The sequence below is a fragment of the Acinetobacter sp. TY2 genome (assembly GCF_046269225.1).
Lineage (GTDB): Bacteria > Pseudomonadota > Gammaproteobacteria > Pseudomonadales > Moraxellaceae > Acinetobacter.
Window position 1 is genome coordinate 34,983 of the sequence record NZ_JBJZOR010000010.1, and the last position, 18,385, is coordinate 53,367.

Here is an 18,385-nt window from a genome sequence, read left to right on the forward strand (position 1 = left end):
ATTTCTTTGGCAAATTAAAATGCTCAAACATGACAAGTTCTTGATAACATCAACACGTTTTTCAAGTTTTGAACAGCATATCAGACACAGAGCGTGCTAAAATATTGCCTGCTTCAGCACAGGATCTTTTTATGCAGTTTGTACATCTTGGTATTCATACAGAGTTTTCGATCACAGAGTCGATCGTACGGATCCCTGATTTAGTGAAGGCTGCTGCAAGTGATGAAATGCCTGCATTGGCAATTACCGATTTGTCTAACCTGCATGCTGCGGTCAAATTTTATAACAAGACTTTAGCCAAAGGCATCAAGCCAATTTTGGGCAGTACGATTCGTTTAAATGATGCTTCACATAGAGCCACTTTATTAGCCATGACTAAAAAAGGTTGGCGTGGACTAACTGAAATCGTGTCTCGTGGCTATATTGAAGGTCAGCAACTCAGTATCCCATGTGTTCAAAAAGAATGGGTGCTTGAACAATCACAAGACCTTATTGTTTTACTTGGTTTGCACAGTGATGTCGGTGAAATGTTGGTGTCAGCTTATCCTGAAAAAGCTGAACCTCTGCTTGAACAGTGGATTGAAAAATTTGGTAACCGTGTTTATCTTGCATTAACGCGAACACAACGCCCGATGGAAGAAGACTTTATTCAAGAAGCGGTCAAACTGGCAGCAAAATACAACATTGGTGTCGTTGCGCTTAACGATGTGCATTTTATTCGTACTGAAGACTATGAAGCTCATGAAGCTCGTGTTTGTATTGCCGATGGTTATGTCCTTGGTGATAGCAAACGTCCTAAAAATTATACGCCTGAGCAATACTTTAAAACCTCGGCTGAAATGATTGAGCTGTTTTCAGATATTCCAAGTGCCATTGAAAATACTATACAAATTGCCAAGCGTTGTACCGTTTCACTTCGTTTAGGTTTCAATGACTTACCTGACTACCCAATTCCTGAAGGTCACACCATTGAGACCTACTTCGAGCATTTATCCGAAGTAGGGCTTGAAGAACGCTTAGATGTCCTGTATCCACTTGAAAAGCGTGATGAGGACTGGGCTAAAATTCGTCAGCCTTATGATGAACGTCTAAAATATGAGTTAGATATCATCAACAAAATGGGCTTCCCTGGTTACTTCCTGATTGTCATGGACTTCATTCAATGGTCTAAAAACAATGGAGTTCCTGTAGGCCCAGGGCGTGGTTCAGGTGCAGGTTCATTGGTTGCCTATAGTCTTAAAATTACCGATCTCGATCCACTACGTTATGAACTCCTTTTTGAACGCTTCCTGAATCCTGAACGTGTTTCAATGCCCGACTTCGATATTGACTTTTGTATCGCAGGCCGAGATAAAGTTATTGATTATGTGGCACGTCATTATGGTCGAGATGCCGTTTCACAAATTGCAACGTTCGGTACAATGGCTGCTAAAGGTGCGATTCGTGACGTTGCACGAGTTTTGGGTAAATCTTATGGTTTAGCTGACCGCATTTCAAAAATGATTCCAACAAAACCTTTAGGTTTAACCTTGGAAGAATCAATTGAAGCTGAACCACAACTCAAAGATATCGTCACCAATCCATCAAATCCTGACAATGATGATGCTGCTGAAATTTGGGAAATGGCGCTCAAACTTGAAGGTATTACCCGAAATACAGGTAAGCATGCGGGTGGTGTAGTGATTGCACCGACCAAAATCACCGACTACTCTGCTGTTCTATGTGAAGCCGATGGTACAGGTCGTGTTGCACAGTTCGATAAAGATGATGTTGAAGCCGCAGGTTTGGTTAAATTCGACTTTTTAGGACTGCGTAATCTCACTGTAATTGAAGATGCCGTACAAAATATCAATAAACGCATCCAATCTGAAAAGCCTCTCGATATCACATATATCCCTTTAGATGATGCTAAAGCCTACACCGTATTTGCTGATGCCAATACTACGGCGGTGTTCCAGTTTGAATCCGTCGGCATGAAGAAAATGCTCAAGGAAGCACGTCCGAGCAAATTTGAAGAAATTATTGCCTTTGTATCTTTGTATCGTCCAGGTCCGATGGATCTTATTCCTGACTTTATCTACCGTATGCATGGTGGCGAATTTGAATATCTACATCCTTTACTTGAAGGCGTACTTGAACCGACTTACGGCATTATGGTGTATCAAGAACAGGTGATGCAGGCTGCACAATTCTGCGCAGGCTATTCTCTTGGTGGCGCGGACATTTTGCGCCGTGCAATGGGTAAAAAGAAACCCGAAGAAATGGTCAAACAGCGCCAAATCTTTATTGAAGGTGCTGCGAAAAAGGATATTGATGAAAAAACTGCAAACCATATTTTCGACTATATGGAAAAATTTGCAGGCTATGGTTTTAACAAATCACATGCGGCCGCCTACGCCCTTGTTGCCTATCAAACGGCATGGCTCAAAGCGCATTACCCATCTGAATTTATGGCTGCGGTATTATCATCAGAAATGCAAAATACCGACAGTATTGTATTCTTAATTGATGACTGTCGAATCAATGGTTTAAATGTATTACCACCATCTATTAATATGTCGTTCTATCAATTTCATGCAAGTGATGCTGAAACTATTATTTATGGCTTAGGTGCCATTAAAGGTGTCGGTGAACAAGCCATGCAATCTGTGATTGATTCACGTTTGCATGATGGTGTGTATAAAGATTTATTTGATTTTTGCCATCGTGTCGATTTAAAGAAAATCAACAAACGTACTCTTGAAGCCCTAATTCGTTCAGGTGCATTAGACTGTTTAGGTATTGATCGTGCAAGCCTCATGATACAACTGCCTGAAGCAGTTCAAGCAGCAGAGCAAGCACGTTCAAACCGTGAAACTGGCATTATGGATTTGTTTGGTGAAGTTGAAGAAGTTCAGCGGAAACCTGCCAAACCCACTAAGCCATGGTCAGATGAAGTTCGTCTCAAAGGTGAAAAAGACACGCTTGGTTTATACCTCACAGGACATCCAATTGATGTGTACCGCCCTGAGTTAAAAGCCTTTATTTCACAGCGTATTAATGAACTTACGCCTACTCGCCGTGGTGTTACCACTGTTTTTGCAGGTCTTGTTGTCGATATTGCCAATTTTCCGAACCGCATGATGGTGACTTTGGATGATGGTACAGCACGTATTGAAGTCTCTGCCAACCATGAACGCTTTAACCGTTTTAAAGACATCATTCAAAATGAAAAAGTCGTGGTGATTGAGGGTGAAATTTATGAACGTGAAGGTTTTGATCGTCCAATGGGACGCTTAACCAAAGCCTTTAATCTCAATGAAATTCGTCAAAAACGTGCCAATCACATTGCAATTAAACTCAGTCCTGAAGTACTAACAAAAACACTGACATCTGATTTACAAAAGATTTTACAACCTTATTGTAATGTGGATATGTGTCAACACATTCCTGTACACATCATGCTTGATTATGATTATGCCACTGCTGAGTTTCATTTCGGACAGCAATGGAAAGTTGCACCACTCGATGAACTTTTATCGAAAATGCGTGATTATTTTGGTAAAGAATCACTGCATGTTGAATATCAAGTGAAATCTAAAGCTGCTAAAGTCGCAGCGTATCAACCTCCTGCTCGTGTGGTAAGCCCACCACCTGCGACAAATATCAGCATGGATGATGCAATGGATCAGTACAATGAAGATCTGAGTCAGTATTCTTGATGAATATTCTTTAAATCTCTTAACAACACCATCTAAAATATGGCACTTAAATCTTTATTTTAAAATTTAATTATTCTTAAATTGATCTCTCCCATCAATTTAAACCCGATACATTCTTCAGACATTAACCGCCTGATTTATTTTTGTGGAATTACAATGGATATTATCGACAATGCTGAAATTTCTCAGCATTTAAGCCATGTACGCATCGTCATGGTCAACACAACACTTCCTGCCAATATAGGCAGTGCTTTACGTGCAATGAAAACCATGGGGCTATCAAAACTCGTCCTTGTTGCACCAAAGACTTACCCTCATCCTGATATTGATGCTTTAGCTGCGGGTGCGGCTGATCTCATTGAACAGATTGAAATTGTCGATACGCTCGAAGATGCGATTAAAGATTGCCATTTGGTTTTTGGTACAAGTGCTCGTAGCCGCACCATCCCTTGGCCACTGTTAGATGCTCGCCCTGCTGCACAAAAATCAATGCAATCGGTGATTCATGAGCAACAAGAAATTGCGATTGTTTTTGGTCGTGAAGATCGTGGCTTGACCAACGAAGAATTGGCAATGGCGAATTATCATGTCACCATTCCTGTCAATACAGACTATGGCGTTCTCAATGTTGCACAAGCCATTCAAGTCATTTGCTATGAAATGCGTATAGCAGCAATTGAGCTTGCAGATAAACAAGAAGATACCAAAGCAGTCATGCATGTGACTGATTCAGAAGACATGCATTGGGATGAACCTTTGGTTACTCATGAGCAAATGGAGCAATTTTATCCACATATCGAAAAAATGCTCGCAGAAATCGAATTTATGGACCCAAAGAACCCAAGATTATTGCCTTTACGCTTGCGTCGTCTTTTCGGACGTATACAATTAGATAAAATGGAATACCACTTACTACGAGGTATTTTTACCCGTGTACAAGCCCTTAATAATGGTACATGGAAAAGTAAACCTCAAGAGGATCAAAAATAATGCTGAAATGGCTTAAAGAAGATATCCAAGCTGTATTTGCGAGAGATCCTGCAGCACGCAATACATTTGAAGTTCTAACTACATATCCTGGCATTCATGCTCTTATTATGCATCGCGTTGCACATGAGCTATGGGTCAAGGAATGTAAAACTTCAGCACGTTTATTGTCTTCTTTTAGTCGCTTCACTACAGGTATTGAAATCCATCCCGGTGCTAAAATTGGTAAACGTTTTTTTATTGATCACGGCATGGGTGTAGTGATTGGTGAAACTGCCGAAATTGGTGATGATGTTACGCTATATCATGGTGTGACATTGGGCGGTACAACATGGAATACTGGCAAACGTCATCCAACGCTTGAAGATGGCGTAGTAGTCGGTGCTGGTGCGAAAATTCTAGGTCCTTTTACAGTCGGTAAAAATGCTAAAGTCGGCTCCAATGCCGTAGTGACCAAAGCTGTTCCTGCAGATACGACCGCGGTTGGTAACCCTGCTCGCTTCATCAATAAGGATCAACCAAAAACACAAAATGCGCCATGTCCTGAAAAGACAGATATTCGCTTAGACAATACAGATCAAAATCCTGCATTCCAAGCCTATGCTGCAACGCAAGATGTGACCGATCCAATGCTTGAAGGTATGCGTGTATTACTTGAACGCTTGGCTCAAAATGAAAAACGCATGAATAATTTATGTCAGCGTTTATCTCTTATTGATCCCACCTTTAAACCGCAGCAAGATGCTGAACAGCCGTATAGTGAAGAGGAACTTAAAATTATTGAAGATGTGCGCCGTGAATGCGAAGCACAAAACAATGAATCTAAAGCTTAATGTATAAATTTTAATAACGTAATCATTTTGAAGTTGCATGTTGCCCATTCTTTTCTTAGACTGACCAACATGTAATTTTTAACTTATACAACAAATCATTGGAAGAAAGATATGACTCTTAAGCCTTTGGCATTGGTACTCGTCACCGCCTCATTACTCTCCGCTTGCGGCACTGCTCCTGTTAAATCACAAAATAAAGTCAATAACGAACCGATTATTTATACAGAACCCGATATTACTCCACCTTTTTATGCACTAAATCCATTTAACTATGCACAGCCTCCTGTGTTTGAACTTGAGCTGAAAAAAGCAGCGGCAGAACCTGTCCAAAAACTTGAAGTCACTGATCCAAATAACCCAAATAAAAAATTAATTCTAGACAGCAACAAGCTCATTGTACCAACAGTAAACAGCTCAAAGCGTGGCATGAAATATGCTGTTCTTGCAGGTGAAAATGAAATTGATATCACTGCAATTGATGATTTTTTACAGATGGTTGAAGGTAAAGCACGTCATTACCCACCACAATTTACCGACCGTCAAGAACGTCGTGGTTTTGAAAGCAAATTAAAAGAAGTTTCAACACAACTCGATACCCTAGCTTCACATGATAATGCTTCTTTTGACATTCTCATTCGCGCATTTAAGGCAAGTGTCATGGGTCGTAATCTCGACTTAGGTTCAAGCTACACTACAAAATCATTAAACTATGCACAGCGTATTTTAAAAATCAACAAAGACGATCCAGAAGCAAATCTTTGGTTTGGTTTTTCATTGTCTGAAGGTGGTGGTCAGCGTGAAGCAATGCCTTATTTAGATAAAGCAACCAAAGCAGGTGTTCAAGAAGCTTATCTTTCTACTGTAAATACTTACTTGGGTATGGAACAGAAAAAAAATGCGATCCAAGCTCTTAAAAACTATAAAGTTAAATACCCTGAAGAAGCAGAAGTTGCTGATCGTTTAATTTTAGAAATTGACAAACAAAATCGTTACAATGTTTGGCAAATTATGAAAAACCCAGCTCTATCAAAATAAGTAAAATTTTTCTATAAAATAGACTGATTAATCAGTCTATTTTTTTTAGCAAAATTCTTTAGAATAAAATTGAAATCTCTTATAAATATCGTATGATCTGAAAGTACTATCTGTCAGATCATATATATGCGGCATTCTAAAAAAAATATACTGCTCACACTTCTTGTTTTTAGCCCACTTTTACTCAGTGGCTGTCAAGTCGTTAGCGTCAAAAATCAAAAAATTAATGTCACGATTGCTAATGAGCGCGACAGTATTTTGACACGCTCAAAAATGAGTGAAGCAAGCCTTAATGTATTATCGATGACAGGTCGTGAAGCGAAAAGTTGTACTGAAGCACCTGATCGTTGCATTGATGAACTCGATGAAATTAAAGAAATTCAAGATGAACAACTATTCTCCACAGCAAGTGAAATTTATCTCACGAAAGCTTTAACCTTGGCATCGTCTTCAAATTGTAAAATTAGTTTAGTCGCCAAACATAAGTCCGAAGAAAAACAAAAAATCATCCAAAAAAATTATGATGATTGCCAAGCACAACAGCTTTCTATGCTCGATAAAAGCATTCGCTACAGCTATGCTTATTTATTTAAAACTGAACGACAACCTCAAGACCGTATTTTTAATAACCGTCAGGTTCAAATTCGAGATTTCTACAATCAGGCTTTAGCAAAATTTATTGCTCTTGAAGTTCAAAATACAAAATCACCATCCGTGATTAAAGCAGGAAATAGTACATATACATTTGATTTTTCTCACTATCCCGAATTAGAAAAAAATATTCCAGAAGCATTATTATCTACATACAATATGAACTTTTCAGGTCTACGCTCTATCAATAGACGTGATGGTTTTGGTGCTGAATTTGTCACCATCTTAAAAGAGCCAACAAAAGCTGAAGAAGATAAATATATTGTCGATCCTGTACACCATAAATACAGTAACGGCATGAACCCCAATATTCACAAGCCTCGCTACTTGGCAGTTTCCATCACTGCACAGCCTGAAGGAAATGAGTCAGTTGACAGCATCTTACACAACCCTAATTTCAAGTTAAAAGTTTTTGACCCTTACAGCACTGAAAAAATTGATGTCAGTGGAAAAAGTTATCCTCTAGCAGCCAATTTTTCTGCACCTTATGGGCTTTGGTTAGCAGAAAACAATTTGGGGGCAGCAGCCTATTTAAGCCTGATTGATCGTGATAAGCGCTTAACCATGCCACATTTATATATGCTTGAACCCTATAACCCGAATAAAAAAGTCATTGTATTGGTTCATGGTCTCGCAAGCAGTCCAGAAGCATGGATTCGTTTAACCAATGATATTATGGGGGATAATGCTTTACGTGAGCATTATCAAGTCTGGCAAATTTTCTATTCTACTAATATGCCAATCTTAGAAAGTCGCTTCCAAATTAATACGATTATTAATCAAGGCTTTGAAAGTATTGATCAAAAATCAGCTTCGGCAAAAGATGCTGTGTTAATTGGTCATAGCATGGGTGGAATCATCGCTCGCTTATTGGTCAGTGACCAAAACCTTTCAAATAATGCTCAAAAAATGTTAAAAAACAGACAATTCAATCGTTTTAAAGATGATCCCGTTTTTAATGCTCGTTTGAATATTCAATCTGTTCCCAATTTTAATCGTGCAATCTTTATTTCAACACCGCATCGGGGTACAGACTATGCAGACCGTTGGTTTACACGTGCTGCACGTAAAGTCATTAAACTACCAGGGGCATTCTTAGGTGCTTTAGCAGACTCGATAGATGAAAAAAATCTTAATCCTAAAAAAATTCTCAAAGATATTGATGGTGGTCTTATTCAAAATGGTCCAAGTGATTTAAGTCATAATTCAAAATTCACACAGTTAACTGAGAATGTCATGCCGAAAAAAGGCATGATTTATCATTCAATTATGGGCAACATTACTAACAGCAATGATCCTGACATCATGACTGATGGTATCGTGCCTTATCGGAGTTCGCATTTAGATGGTGCTGTGTCTGAAAAAATTATTAAAGGCGGACACTCTATTCAGGAAACACCTGAAGCCGTATTGGAATTACGTCGTATTTTAAAACTTCACCTAACTGATCATGGTCTATATAAACCGTAAAACTATATTTTTTCAAAATGAATGCATAAAAAAACACCCGATAAATTTATCGGGTGTTTTTCGAGAATTCATACACCCTTAACATAAGGTGTAAATATATCTCACAAATTAACGATTGTTTTCGTCATCTTGAGAATCTTCAAATTTTGTTTCAGTACCGAAGTCAGAAGTTTGACCACCAAAACCACCTTGTTGACCAAAACCACCCTGTTGACCAAAACCGCCTTGTTGACCAAAACCACCTTGACCACCGAAGCCACCTTGACCACCGAAGCCACCTTGTTGACCGCCGAAGCCACCTTGACCGCCGAAGCCGCCTTGTTGACCGCCACCAAAGCCACCTTGACCACCGAAGCCACCTTGTTGACCGCCAAAGCCACCTGGAGCACCAGCGCCCGGAGCACCAGCAGGTGCGCCAGCAGGACGAGGGTTACGTGCAGGAACAACCGTAGAAATTGCATGTTTGTAAACCATTTGGCTTACAGTATTCTTTAATAAAACAACATATTGGTCAAAAGATTCAATATGACCTTGCAATTTAATACCGTTTACAAGGAAGATGGAAACTGGGATGCGTTCTTTACGGAGAGAATTTAAGAACGGATCTTGTAAAGTTTGACCTTTAGACATTTTATACTCCAAAAAATTTAAAATCAGCGCAAAAACTGCCTTTGTTTTTTCAATTAAAATTTATAAAAAAGACAGTGTGTAAATTTTGCTTTATCTATGTAAGTTTCGCAAGTCTTCTTGAGCCTGCCTTGTTGTTGAAAAAGTTATAAATTGGTGTGCTTCTTGCAAAGAACGTAACCATGTGTATTGACGTTTAGCCAATTGTCGTGTCGCAAACAATGATTTGTCTTCCATCTCCAACTTACTTTTGTGACTCCTGTCACTCTTTAGTAAAAAATCGATTGCTTGCCTGTAACCAACTGATCGAGCTGAAGGAAGATTTTCATTTAGATCGTATTTTATCATAAGTTCTTCAACTTCATTTAAAAATCCGATTTCCCACATGTTTTTCAGTCGAAGCTCAATACGACTATGTAATTCTAAGCGATCTGGCAATAGCGCGTAATTATGAAAACTGTATCTGTAGGGTACATTTCGAGGTTGCTCTGATTGTAATTTTGTAATTGGCTGCCCTGTAATTTTAAAAACTTCTAAAGCACGAATGATACGTTGCTTATCGCTGACTTTAAATTTTTCACCTGCCAAAGGATCAACGCTTTTTAACTCTTCATAAATCGCTTGCCAACCCTCTCGATCTGCTTTTGCTACAATCTCATCACGAATTTGATAATCCGCACTCGGCAAATTACTCGAAAGTCCCTCAAGCAGTGCTTTAAAATACAGCATTGTGCCACCAACTAAAATCGGTGTTTTACCACGGCCATGAATTTCATCAATTAATTTACATGCATCTTCCACAAATTCTGCAGCCGAATACACTTCAAGTGGCGTAATAATATCGATTAGATGATGCGGATAAAGCGCCTGTTCTTCTTTGCTTGGCTTTGCGGTGCCAATATCCATATCTTGATAAACAAGCGCTGAATCGACAGAGATCAACTCATAATTACCACGCTCATACAGTTCGCAAGCCAAAGCCGTTTTACCGCTGGCTGTCGGTCCCATTAAATTGATGACGGGCAATTGATTTGACATGTAAAACTACTCTCCTCGAGCAAATAATTTATCAAGCTGTGACAATGGAAAAGCTCTCCATGTCGGACGACCATGATTGCATTGACTCGCAAATTCAGTTTGTTCCATCTGACGCAGTAAAGCATTCATTTCAGATAGACTCAGCATTCGGTGTGCCCTCACTGCACCATGGCATGCCATGCCTGCAAGTAAATGATCACGTTTTTGTTGCAATGCCTGTGCTTCATCATTGGGGTCAAGATCATTCAGCAACTCAGGCACGAGCGAGCCAAAATCTGCTTTATGTAAAATGGCAGGTACACCTCGAACAATGACTTGTTCATCGCCATATTGGTCGATATCGAGTCCAAGTCGTTCTAATTGTGGCTTTAATTCATCGATACGAGTCGCTTGCATGCGCGTAATACTGATGACTTTAGGAATGAGTAATTGTTGTGATATCCAAAAATCAGGTTTATCCCATGCCATTTTCATTTGCTGTAGCAAAATTCGCTCATGTGCAGCATGCATATCGACAATGATCAGCCCTTCTGTATTCTGCGCTAAAATATAAATGCCATGTAATTGTGCAATTGCAATCCCAAGCGGAAACTCATCCACACGATTTTGCTTTAATTGCGTTGGTGAATCTTCACTAGAATTTTCAGGCGAATAACTCGATTGTTCTCTCAAAGGAGCTAAATAACTTTTAAGTGCATTATTAAGTTGTTGAGAACCTTGATAATTCGCTCGTGAATCTGATTGAGACGCATACGATACTGGTTGCACACCTGTAGACATGGGTACATTCCTACGAAATTCAGTGAGTCCATCTTGAGATGCCGCTTGACGTTCTGCTGACTCAGAAGAATCTGCTTGCCAAGCATGACCGTTAGTGCTACTTAGGCTATTTATATCTTGTATATTAACTGTATTTTGTGATTCCACATTGCGATGCAAAGCAAATTGTTCTTGAATTCGTGGCTGTGGCTGCCAATGCACAGAAGCATCTTCAGACTGTTTCATTGCACTTGACAAATCAGCCGTTGCTGTTTGAAATTGAGACAACGTATTTTTGGCAAAATGGCGTACAAACTCATGTACTTCACGTTGATTTAAAAAACGAATTTCATGTTTTGTTGGATGCACATTGACATCAATATTTTCAGGTTCAACTTCTAAAAATAACAGATATGCTGCATGTTGATGTCCATGCAAAATACCGTCATACGCCATACGTAAAGCATGTGAAATGGTTTTATCTTTTACGATGCGTCCATTGACATACACATATTGTAAATCTGCCTGCGAGCGTGCATCAGAAGGATGCCCTAGCCACCCTGACAAACGCATACTAATACTATCAGCATCAATCCAATATGCGTTTTCAGTAAATGCTCGCCCAAGCAATTGTTGAACACGTTGAAAACGTAATTCACCACTGTCTGCAATGGGTAAATTAAGGCGAATACTATCGTTATGTTCCAAAACAAAGCGAATATCAAAGTGTGTCAATGCCATACGACGCACAATTTCTTCGATATGACCAAATTCTGTGGTGGGTTTTTTTAAGAATTTACGACGAGCAGGCACATTAAAAAATAAATCTTGAATGCGGATATGCGTACCCTGCTGTGTCGCTACTGCTTGAATATCCTGCCCATCAAAAGCTGTACCATTTACTTCTAACTGATAACCTACACCTGAATCATCTTGACTACTCGTTAAAGTCAAACGTGAAACCGCAGCAATCGATGCCAATGCCTCACCACGAAAACCTAAACTCATAATAGCGTGTAAATCATTTGCCGTTTGAATTTTACTCGTTGCGTGCCGAGTCACGGACAACGCTAAATCTTCGGCATGAATACCACGACCATTGTCAATGATTTCAATCAGCGTACTGCCACCCTGTGCAATCCGAATAATCAGTTCTGTTGCGCCCGCATCAATCGAATTTTCAAGTAATTCTTTCACCACGGATGACGGACGCTCAATCACCTCACCTGCAGCAATTTGGTTCGCAAGTGCTGCATTGAGCGTATGAATTCGTCTGACACTGATTTCTTCACGCTGCATGCATTAACCTCAATTTCGAATGGACGGCATAATAAATAAACGATCATCTCTTTTAAAAGCAGAATACTTTATTCACTGAGATTTTTAATAGACTTTTAAAGCACCTTTAAGGCACTGATTAAATCTTCAGAAATACTGCTTATTTGAACTTCACGCCCCATTTCATCCTCTGTTTTTAGGATTTCAATAATATGGTCTGCTTGCGGAATTTCATCGCCACCTTTAGACGGCCATTCAAATAAAAATAAAGCATTTGGCACATCCAAATAATCACGGATGCCCATCAATTCCATTTCATAAGGATCATTTAAACGATATAAATCGAAATGGAAAACGTCTGTACCCTGTATATTGTAAGGCTCAACCAAGGTATAGGTAGGACTTTTTACTGTACCTTTGTGCCCAAGTCCTTGCAACCAATAACGGGTCAGTGTGGTTTTTCCTGCACCTAAATCACCGATAAGATAAATCACGCCCTTTGCAATGGACTGCGCCAATATAGCCGCCATTTTTTGTGTATCTTGCTCATTGCTTAGACTTAATTTACATGAATATTGCATTGTACTAACAACATGATTTGAACTCGGCAATATGATAGCATTACACATGCCAAATACCCAAGATAATGCCTAAGATAATGTTTCTTATTTGCGTATAGCTGTATGAATAACTCACTATGCTATTCGTGGTAAAATGCGCATTATAACTCGTATTTTCTTTACAACTTTTAGGATTGATCATGACTTTACAAAACAGAGTAGATCCGTGGTCAAGGCTTAACCAAAATCCTGTAAAAACAGCAACACGAATGGGAAATCGAGGCGTATTACACAATAAATCTCAGCAAATTGTTCGCCCTTGGAAGCTCAAGGCTTGGATTAGCTGTGTATTGTCTTTTAAAGGTAATACACGAAAAATTTTCAGTGAAGGACGCTATTCAGAACTCTTCTTTTTAGATGAAGCGACTGCTTTTTCAGCAGGACATCGCCCATGTGCAGAATGTCAACGTGAACGTAGTAATCAATTTAAAATAGCTTGGGTCAATGCCAATGCCTCAGGTCAAAAATTTAAGCTTTCAGACATCGATCAACAGCTTCACCTTGAACGCATAAATTCTGCACACGAAAAAGTGACATTTCAAACAACTTTGGCAGAACTTCCGATTGGCACTTGTTTTGAATGGCATGACCAAGCAGTGATGATTGTCGCTAATCAACTTTATCAAACATGGTCATTTACAGGCTATCAAACAACAATTGAATTTGATTCAACTACGATGGTTAAAGTACTTACCCCTATTTCTCTAGTGAATGCCTTTCGTCATGGCTTTACGCCAAAATTTCATCCAACTGCTCAATCTTTGGAACATTAAACTGTGCAAGAAACCATCGATTTTACTCCCCCAATGCTGAATGGTGTCACTGCATCTAAAGTTTTTTTGGCTGAAACTACACAATATTTCAATACTATTTTTAACTATCTGTGTGAACAATTTCCACATATTACAGTCACAGAGTGGCAACAACGCTTCAATGATCAACTAATTTTTGACTTAAAAGGCAATGTTTTAACATTAGAGAGTGCCTTTCAAGCCAATACCCATATTTATTATTATCGCTTTTTAGCACATGAAATTTTTGTGCCCTTTCAAGAAAAAATTCTATTTGAAAATGAGGACTTATTGGTGGTTGATAAACCTCACTTTTTAACTATAAGTCCAACGGGGCAATATGTTCAGGAAACACTATTGGTTCGACTTAAAAAAACCATCAATAACCCTGACTTAACCCCCATTCATCGACTCGATCGAGAAACAGCAGGTGTGGTTTTATTTTCTAAAAAGCCAAGTAGCCGTGGTATCTATCAACAATTATTTGCAGAAAAAAAAGTGCAAAAAATTTATCATGCAATTGCACCTTATTATGCTGAATTAATGTTCCCTCAAACTGTTGAATTACGTATGGAAAAAGGCGAACCTTTTTATACGATGAAAATTGTTAGCGGTCAGGTAAATTCAAGCACTGAAATTAATCTACTTGAACACAATCAATCTTGGGCAAAATATCAACTTAAACCGATCACAGGTAAACAACATCAACTTAGAGTCCATCTCAATTCCTTGAATATTCCGATTCAGAATGACCCGTTTTACCCTGAAGTCATTCATAAAGATGCAGCCGATTTTAGTGCGCCGCTACAACTGCTTGCTAAAGAAATATACTTTTTAGATCCAATCACACAACAACCTATGCACTTCCACTCCAATAAAGAATTGACATTGTGATTCCATTGTAATGACAGTAAGTATACTTTTTATCTATTTTCGATTGAAATTACAGCAAATTTGATTAAAATAGGCTGAGAATTTAAATCTGTTTGGCTGTAATTATGAGAAAAACTGAAGTCTACCAAGTACGACTTGATTCACAAGAAAAAAAACAGGCTTTTGCTGTTTTTAAGCAGTTGGGAATTACACCTGCTCAAGCAGTCAGATTGTTTTTCAAACAAGTCGTACTGACAAAATCGATTCCATTTGCAATTGAAAATCAAAGTATCAATATGGAACAATTACTTAAATTAAAAAAAATAAAGCTTGAACAATCCACTGCCCTTTCATCAGAAACAATGGATGATACTACAATTGATGATGATATTTTTGCAGAGTTGAATGCAATTTTGAATGAAAGCGACAAAACTTAACAGTGTTGCATTTTTAAACAATTTTTTAAATTTCTAGCGTTCACTTTTGGTTATGCTCAATGCAGAGTTTAAAATTAACTGCAAGGAGCATTTAAATGATTGTTCGTCGTGCTGTTCAAGAAGATTTAAATCAACTCGCTGTTCTTTTCGATGAATACCGTCAATTTTATGGTTCGTCATCCAATATTAAACAATCTCATCAATTTCTAAAACAACGTTTTGATAATCAACAAAGTGTCATTTTTATTCATGTAAAAGATGAAACCTTTACAGGTTTTGTGCTGTTATATCTTGGATTTTCTTCAGTTGCTTGTTCAACGTATTATATTTTAGATGATGTTTACGTAACACCTATATATCGCCGACAAGGTTCTGCAAAACAATTGATTGATACTGCAATTTTATTTGCACAACAGCAAAATGCTATGCGCATTAGCCTTGAAACACAAAAAAATAACCATCAATCCCACCAATTATATGAACAGATGGGATTTGTTAGAGACAGTGAGTTTCAGACCTATCACTGCTTCCTAAAATAAACGACTAAATGTCTACCAATGTCTCAAGTGTGTTTTTAGCTGCAAGTATTTGTGCTTCCGTTAAATACGTCCATTCACCTTCTGCCAATTGTGAAAGTCTAAGTTGACCAACTTGTGCACGATGTAAACTTTCAACTTTATTGCCTACGGCAGCAAGCATACGCTTCACTTGATGATAAACCCCTTGATGTACAGTCATTTGTAATTTACTTTCTGCCAATGCTTTAACATCTGTTGCAGCAAAAATACCTTTTTCATTGCGTAACTCAACCCCACTTTCAAGTTGAGCCATCTGTTCTGTGTTTATGAGATCAGCTGTTTGCATTTGATAGACTTTAGGCACATGCTTTTTAGGATGGGTTAAAGCTTGTAAAAATTGGCCATCATCAGTCAAAATTAATAAACCTGTAGTGTCTTGGTCAAGTCGCCCCACACACTGTAAACCTCGGTTAAGTAATACATCATCAAATAAATCAAATACACTAAAATGATGCGTCGACTGGTGTGAACATTCATAACCTTGTGGTTTATTTAGCGCAATATAAACCTTTTCACGATATTGCCACGTCTGACCATAGACCGAATAAGTCAATTCATTTAAATCCAGTTTAAACTTAGGATCACTGATCACCTCACCATGGATAGTCACAGCACCGTTTTTAATCAATTGCTGACAGTGTTTACGAGAGCCAAAACCCTGTGATTGCAACATTTTTTCGAGTAACACGGCATAATCCTTTGAATCTATACATTCTGAATCTGGGTAGTGTACCCGATCTAGGGCATGACCTCGTGTAGAATCTTATACGCAGTATTGAACACCACTATCCCTAGCAACTTAACTTCAATCTTTATGCTCAGTCTTAATCATTTTACTCAACTCAAATTCAATCTAGCGAGTAAAAAGCGTTACAATAATATGCTGTCCTTGTTATCGAAGTTGATATGTCCCATCTCGATTTAAATTTAATTGTTTTATTAGTGTTGCTTGGCTGTGGAATTTTCAGTCACAATACGGCTGTCACCATTGCCGCAGGTGTGCTGATTGTCTTCAGAATCACACCACTGAGTCAATTTTTCCCATTACTACAAACTCATGGACTTGAAGTCGGTATTATTATTTTAACCATTGGCGTACTCACACCTATTGCAAGTGGTAAAATCCCAGGAGAGGAAATTCTCAAATCCTTTTTAAGTTGGAAGTCATTACTTGCGATTGCCATTGGACTTTTAGTGGCATGGCTTGGTGGACGTGGTGTTAAATTGATGAGTAATCAGCCTAATGTAGTCGCAGGCTTATTGATTGGTACAGTTGCAGGCGTTGCGTTGTTACGTGGCGTGCCTGTTGGTCCACTCATTGCAGCAGGATTACTCTCTTTATTGATTGGACAGTCTTAATAGATCTAGCTTAACCCCTATATTAAGAATCTAGTCTTAGCACCCCAGCCTTAATTGACTCATTGTATTTATATACTAATTAAGTAATTTTACTCAACAATTGCATCACGTTGAAGATTTAGCGTTTTGGGATGAAATAGTCTTTGACATAAAATCATACCGAAACCTGATAGTGTCGCCATTAAGATTCCAACCCAAAACCAAGAGTCTGCGGAAATTGAAACAATGAATGCAATTACTGGGGGTAAAATGAACTGAGAAATAGATGAAAACTGTAAAACCAAACCAATTGTCGTACTGATGGCAATTGGCTTAGCTGCAAAATGAATTGCCTGAGAGAAAATAATCGCAGCAATATAGCCTCCGAATAACGAAAAGCTCAACACTAAAACATATTGTACGATAAAAGGTAAAAATTGCTTAAAGCAATAAAAAGCAATCGCACAGACCATCAAGACCACATAAGCAAATTGCATCAACAATTTTGCCTGTATACCTCGTTGTAGTAACACGCCACACCATGCAGTGCCTACAGCATTACTCATGGCAACAACAGCCGTCAGCACACCTGCCATTTGTAATGAAATTTGATTCTGTTGATAAATAGTCGGTAAAAATCCGACCAAACCCAACCACTGTCCTGCATAAGTACCAAACATCAGTGCTAACAACCATGCAGGAGAATGTTTTAAGGTCATAGCAATGAGTTTTTGAATATCTACAGTTTGTCTATGTCGAGGCGTTTCAGGAATTTGAATATAAATAATGAATGCAATCAGTCCGGACAGCATTGCAAAGAACAACCATACCCCCTGCCATCCCATAAACAAAAATAAATAGGGCGTACACAATAAAGCGATTCCCATACCACCGCCCATATAGGCACTCCAGAGCCCCATTTTTTTATTAATTTGCTCAGGTAATGTAATTTGACGGATCAATGCAGGCGCACTTGTCGTCACTAATAGAAACCCAAAACCCTCAATAACTCTTAAGAAAAGTAATGCACTTACACTTTGGCTTATACTGCCCAAAATACTTGCACTCGTCAGCAGCATTAATCCTGTAACAATACAACGGCGTAACCCCAATTTTTCTACATAACTACCAAAAAGTAAGGCAAAACACATCCCTGCACCTTGTACCAAGGACAACAGCAAACCTGCTTGAAAAAAGCTAATCTGTAATTCTTGTTGTAAAACAGGTACAACTGGCGGTAATTTTCCAATATGCATTGCAGCAATAAAGCCTGCACAAATAATCCATATATCCTTAGAGCGACCGAACATTTACACAATCTTTTCACATGATTTTTACACTATATATGAAAAAGCACTGTAATTTTAAA

The 18,385-nt window shown here is 38.6% G+C and carries 16 protein-coding genes; 10 read left to right on the plus strand and 6 right to left on the minus strand.

The features are described 5' to 3' along the window. Window positions 1–131 precede the first annotated feature (131 nt). The 5 genes from dnaE (at window position 132) to ACK1JC_RS08220 (ending at window position 8,677) form a co-directional block, all read left to right on the plus strand. Complete coding sequence (gene dnaE / locus ACK1JC_RS08200; RefSeq protein WP_409511374.1) at window positions 132–3,701, plus strand: DNA polymerase III subunit alpha; 3,570 nt, start codon at window positions 132–134, stop codon at window positions 3,699–3,701. A 156-nt stretch (window positions 3,702–3,857) separates the two neighbouring features. Further along, window positions 3,858–4,691 carry an RNA methyltransferase gene (locus ACK1JC_RS08205; RefSeq protein WP_409511375.1) on the plus strand — a complete coding sequence of 278 codons (834 nt, stop codon included), beginning with the start codon at window positions 3,858–3,860 and terminating at the stop codon, window positions 4,689–4,691. Beyond that, window positions 4,691–5,521 carry a serine O-acetyltransferase gene (gene cysE, locus ACK1JC_RS08210; protein WP_409511376.1) on the plus strand — a complete coding sequence of 277 codons (831 nt, stop codon included), beginning with the start codon at window positions 4,691–4,693 and terminating at the stop codon, window positions 5,519–5,521. Before ACK1JC_RS08205 ends, cysE begins: the two co-directional genes overlap by 1 nt. Window positions 5,522–5,632: 111 nt before the next feature. After that, entirely contained in the window at window positions 5,633–6,556 is a 924-nt protein-coding gene (locus tag ACK1JC_RS08215; protein ID WP_409511377.1) for an ABUW_2363 family tetratricopeptide repeat lipoprotein, read from the plus strand. A 126-nt stretch (window positions 6,557–6,682) separates the two neighbouring features. Further along, a complete protein-coding gene (locus ACK1JC_RS08220) occupies window positions 6,683–8,677 on the plus strand; it encodes an esterase/lipase family protein (RefSeq protein ID WP_409511378.1) in 1,995 nt (664 codons plus the stop codon). Window positions 8,678–8,785: 108 nt separating this feature from the next. Here the strand turns inward: ACK1JC_RS08220 and hfq are convergent, their stop codons facing one another. The 4 genes from hfq to tsaE all read right to left on the minus strand — a co-directional run bounded on the left by hfq (window position 8,786) and on the right by tsaE (window position 12,960). Then, a complete protein-coding gene (gene hfq / locus ACK1JC_RS08225) occupies window positions 8,786–9,307 on the minus strand; it encodes an RNA chaperone Hfq (protein ID WP_409511379.1) in 522 nt (173 codons plus the stop codon). A 90-nt stretch (window positions 9,308–9,397) separates the two neighbouring features. Further along, window positions 9,398–10,342 carry a tRNA (adenosine(37)-N6)-dimethylallyltransferase MiaA gene (gene miaA / locus ACK1JC_RS08230; protein ID WP_409511380.1) on the minus strand — a complete coding sequence of 315 codons (945 nt, stop codon included), beginning with the start codon at window positions 10,340–10,342 and terminating at the stop codon, window positions 9,398–9,400. 6 nt (window positions 10,343–10,348) lie between these two features. Beyond that, a complete protein-coding gene (mutL, locus tag ACK1JC_RS08235; RefSeq protein WP_409511381.1) occupies window positions 10,349–12,400 on the minus strand; it encodes a DNA mismatch repair endonuclease MutL in 2,052 nt (683 codons plus the stop codon). A 95-nt stretch (window positions 12,401–12,495) separates the two neighbouring features. Next, window positions 12,496–12,960 (minus strand): tRNA (adenosine(37)-N6)-threonylcarbamoyltransferase complex ATPase subunit type 1 TsaE, encoded by a 465-nt coding sequence (gene tsaE, locus ACK1JC_RS08240; protein WP_409511466.1) that lies wholly within the window; start codon window positions 12,958–12,960, stop codon window positions 12,496–12,498. 179 nt (window positions 12,961–13,139) lie between these two features. On the opposite strand from tsaE, the gene ACK1JC_RS08245 reads away from it, so the two are divergent. The 4 genes from ACK1JC_RS08245 to ACK1JC_RS08260 all read left to right on the plus strand — a co-directional run bounded on the left by ACK1JC_RS08245 (window position 13,140) and on the right by ACK1JC_RS08260 (window position 15,639). Further along, on the plus strand, window positions 13,140–13,772 hold the full coding sequence (locus tag ACK1JC_RS08245; RefSeq protein ID WP_409511382.1) for a hypothetical protein: 633 nt from the start codon (window positions 13,140–13,142) through the stop codon (window positions 13,770–13,772). 33 nt (window positions 13,773–13,805) lie between these two features. Beyond that, window positions 13,806–14,684, plus strand: a complete 879-nt coding sequence (locus ACK1JC_RS08250) for an RluA family pseudouridine synthase (RefSeq protein WP_409511467.1) — start codon at window positions 13,806–13,808, stop codon at window positions 14,682–14,684. Window positions 14,685–14,788: 104 nt separating this feature from the next. Then, a complete protein-coding gene (locus tag ACK1JC_RS08255; protein ID WP_409511383.1) occupies window positions 14,789–15,100 on the plus strand; it encodes a type II toxin-antitoxin system RelB/DinJ family antitoxin in 312 nt (103 codons plus the stop codon). Window positions 15,101–15,195: 95 nt separating this feature from the next. Further along, on the plus strand, window positions 15,196–15,639 hold the full coding sequence (locus ACK1JC_RS08260) for a GNAT family N-acetyltransferase (RefSeq protein ID WP_409511384.1): 444 nt from the start codon (window positions 15,196–15,198) through the stop codon (window positions 15,637–15,639). 4 nt (window positions 15,640–15,643) lie between these two features. On the opposite strand, the gene ACK1JC_RS08265 is transcribed toward ACK1JC_RS08260, so the two are convergent. Further along, window positions 15,644–16,366, minus strand: a complete 723-nt coding sequence (locus ACK1JC_RS08265) for a pseudouridine synthase (protein WP_409511385.1) — start codon at window positions 16,364–16,366, stop codon at window positions 15,644–15,646. 218 nt (window positions 16,367–16,584) lie between these two features. Between ACK1JC_RS08265 and ACK1JC_RS08270 the strand changes: the two genes are divergently transcribed. After that, entirely contained in the window at window positions 16,585–17,037 is a 453-nt protein-coding gene (locus ACK1JC_RS08270; RefSeq protein WP_409511386.1) for a DUF441 domain-containing protein, read from the plus strand. Window positions 17,038–17,126: 89 nt separating this feature from the next. On the opposite strand, the gene ACK1JC_RS08275 is transcribed toward ACK1JC_RS08270, so the two are convergent. Then, window positions 17,127–18,326, minus strand: coding sequence for a CynX/NimT family MFS transporter (locus tag ACK1JC_RS08275; RefSeq protein ID WP_409511387.1), 1,200 nt, complete (start codon window positions 18,324–18,326; stop codon window positions 17,127–17,129). Window positions 18,327–18,385 lie beyond the last annotated feature (59 nt).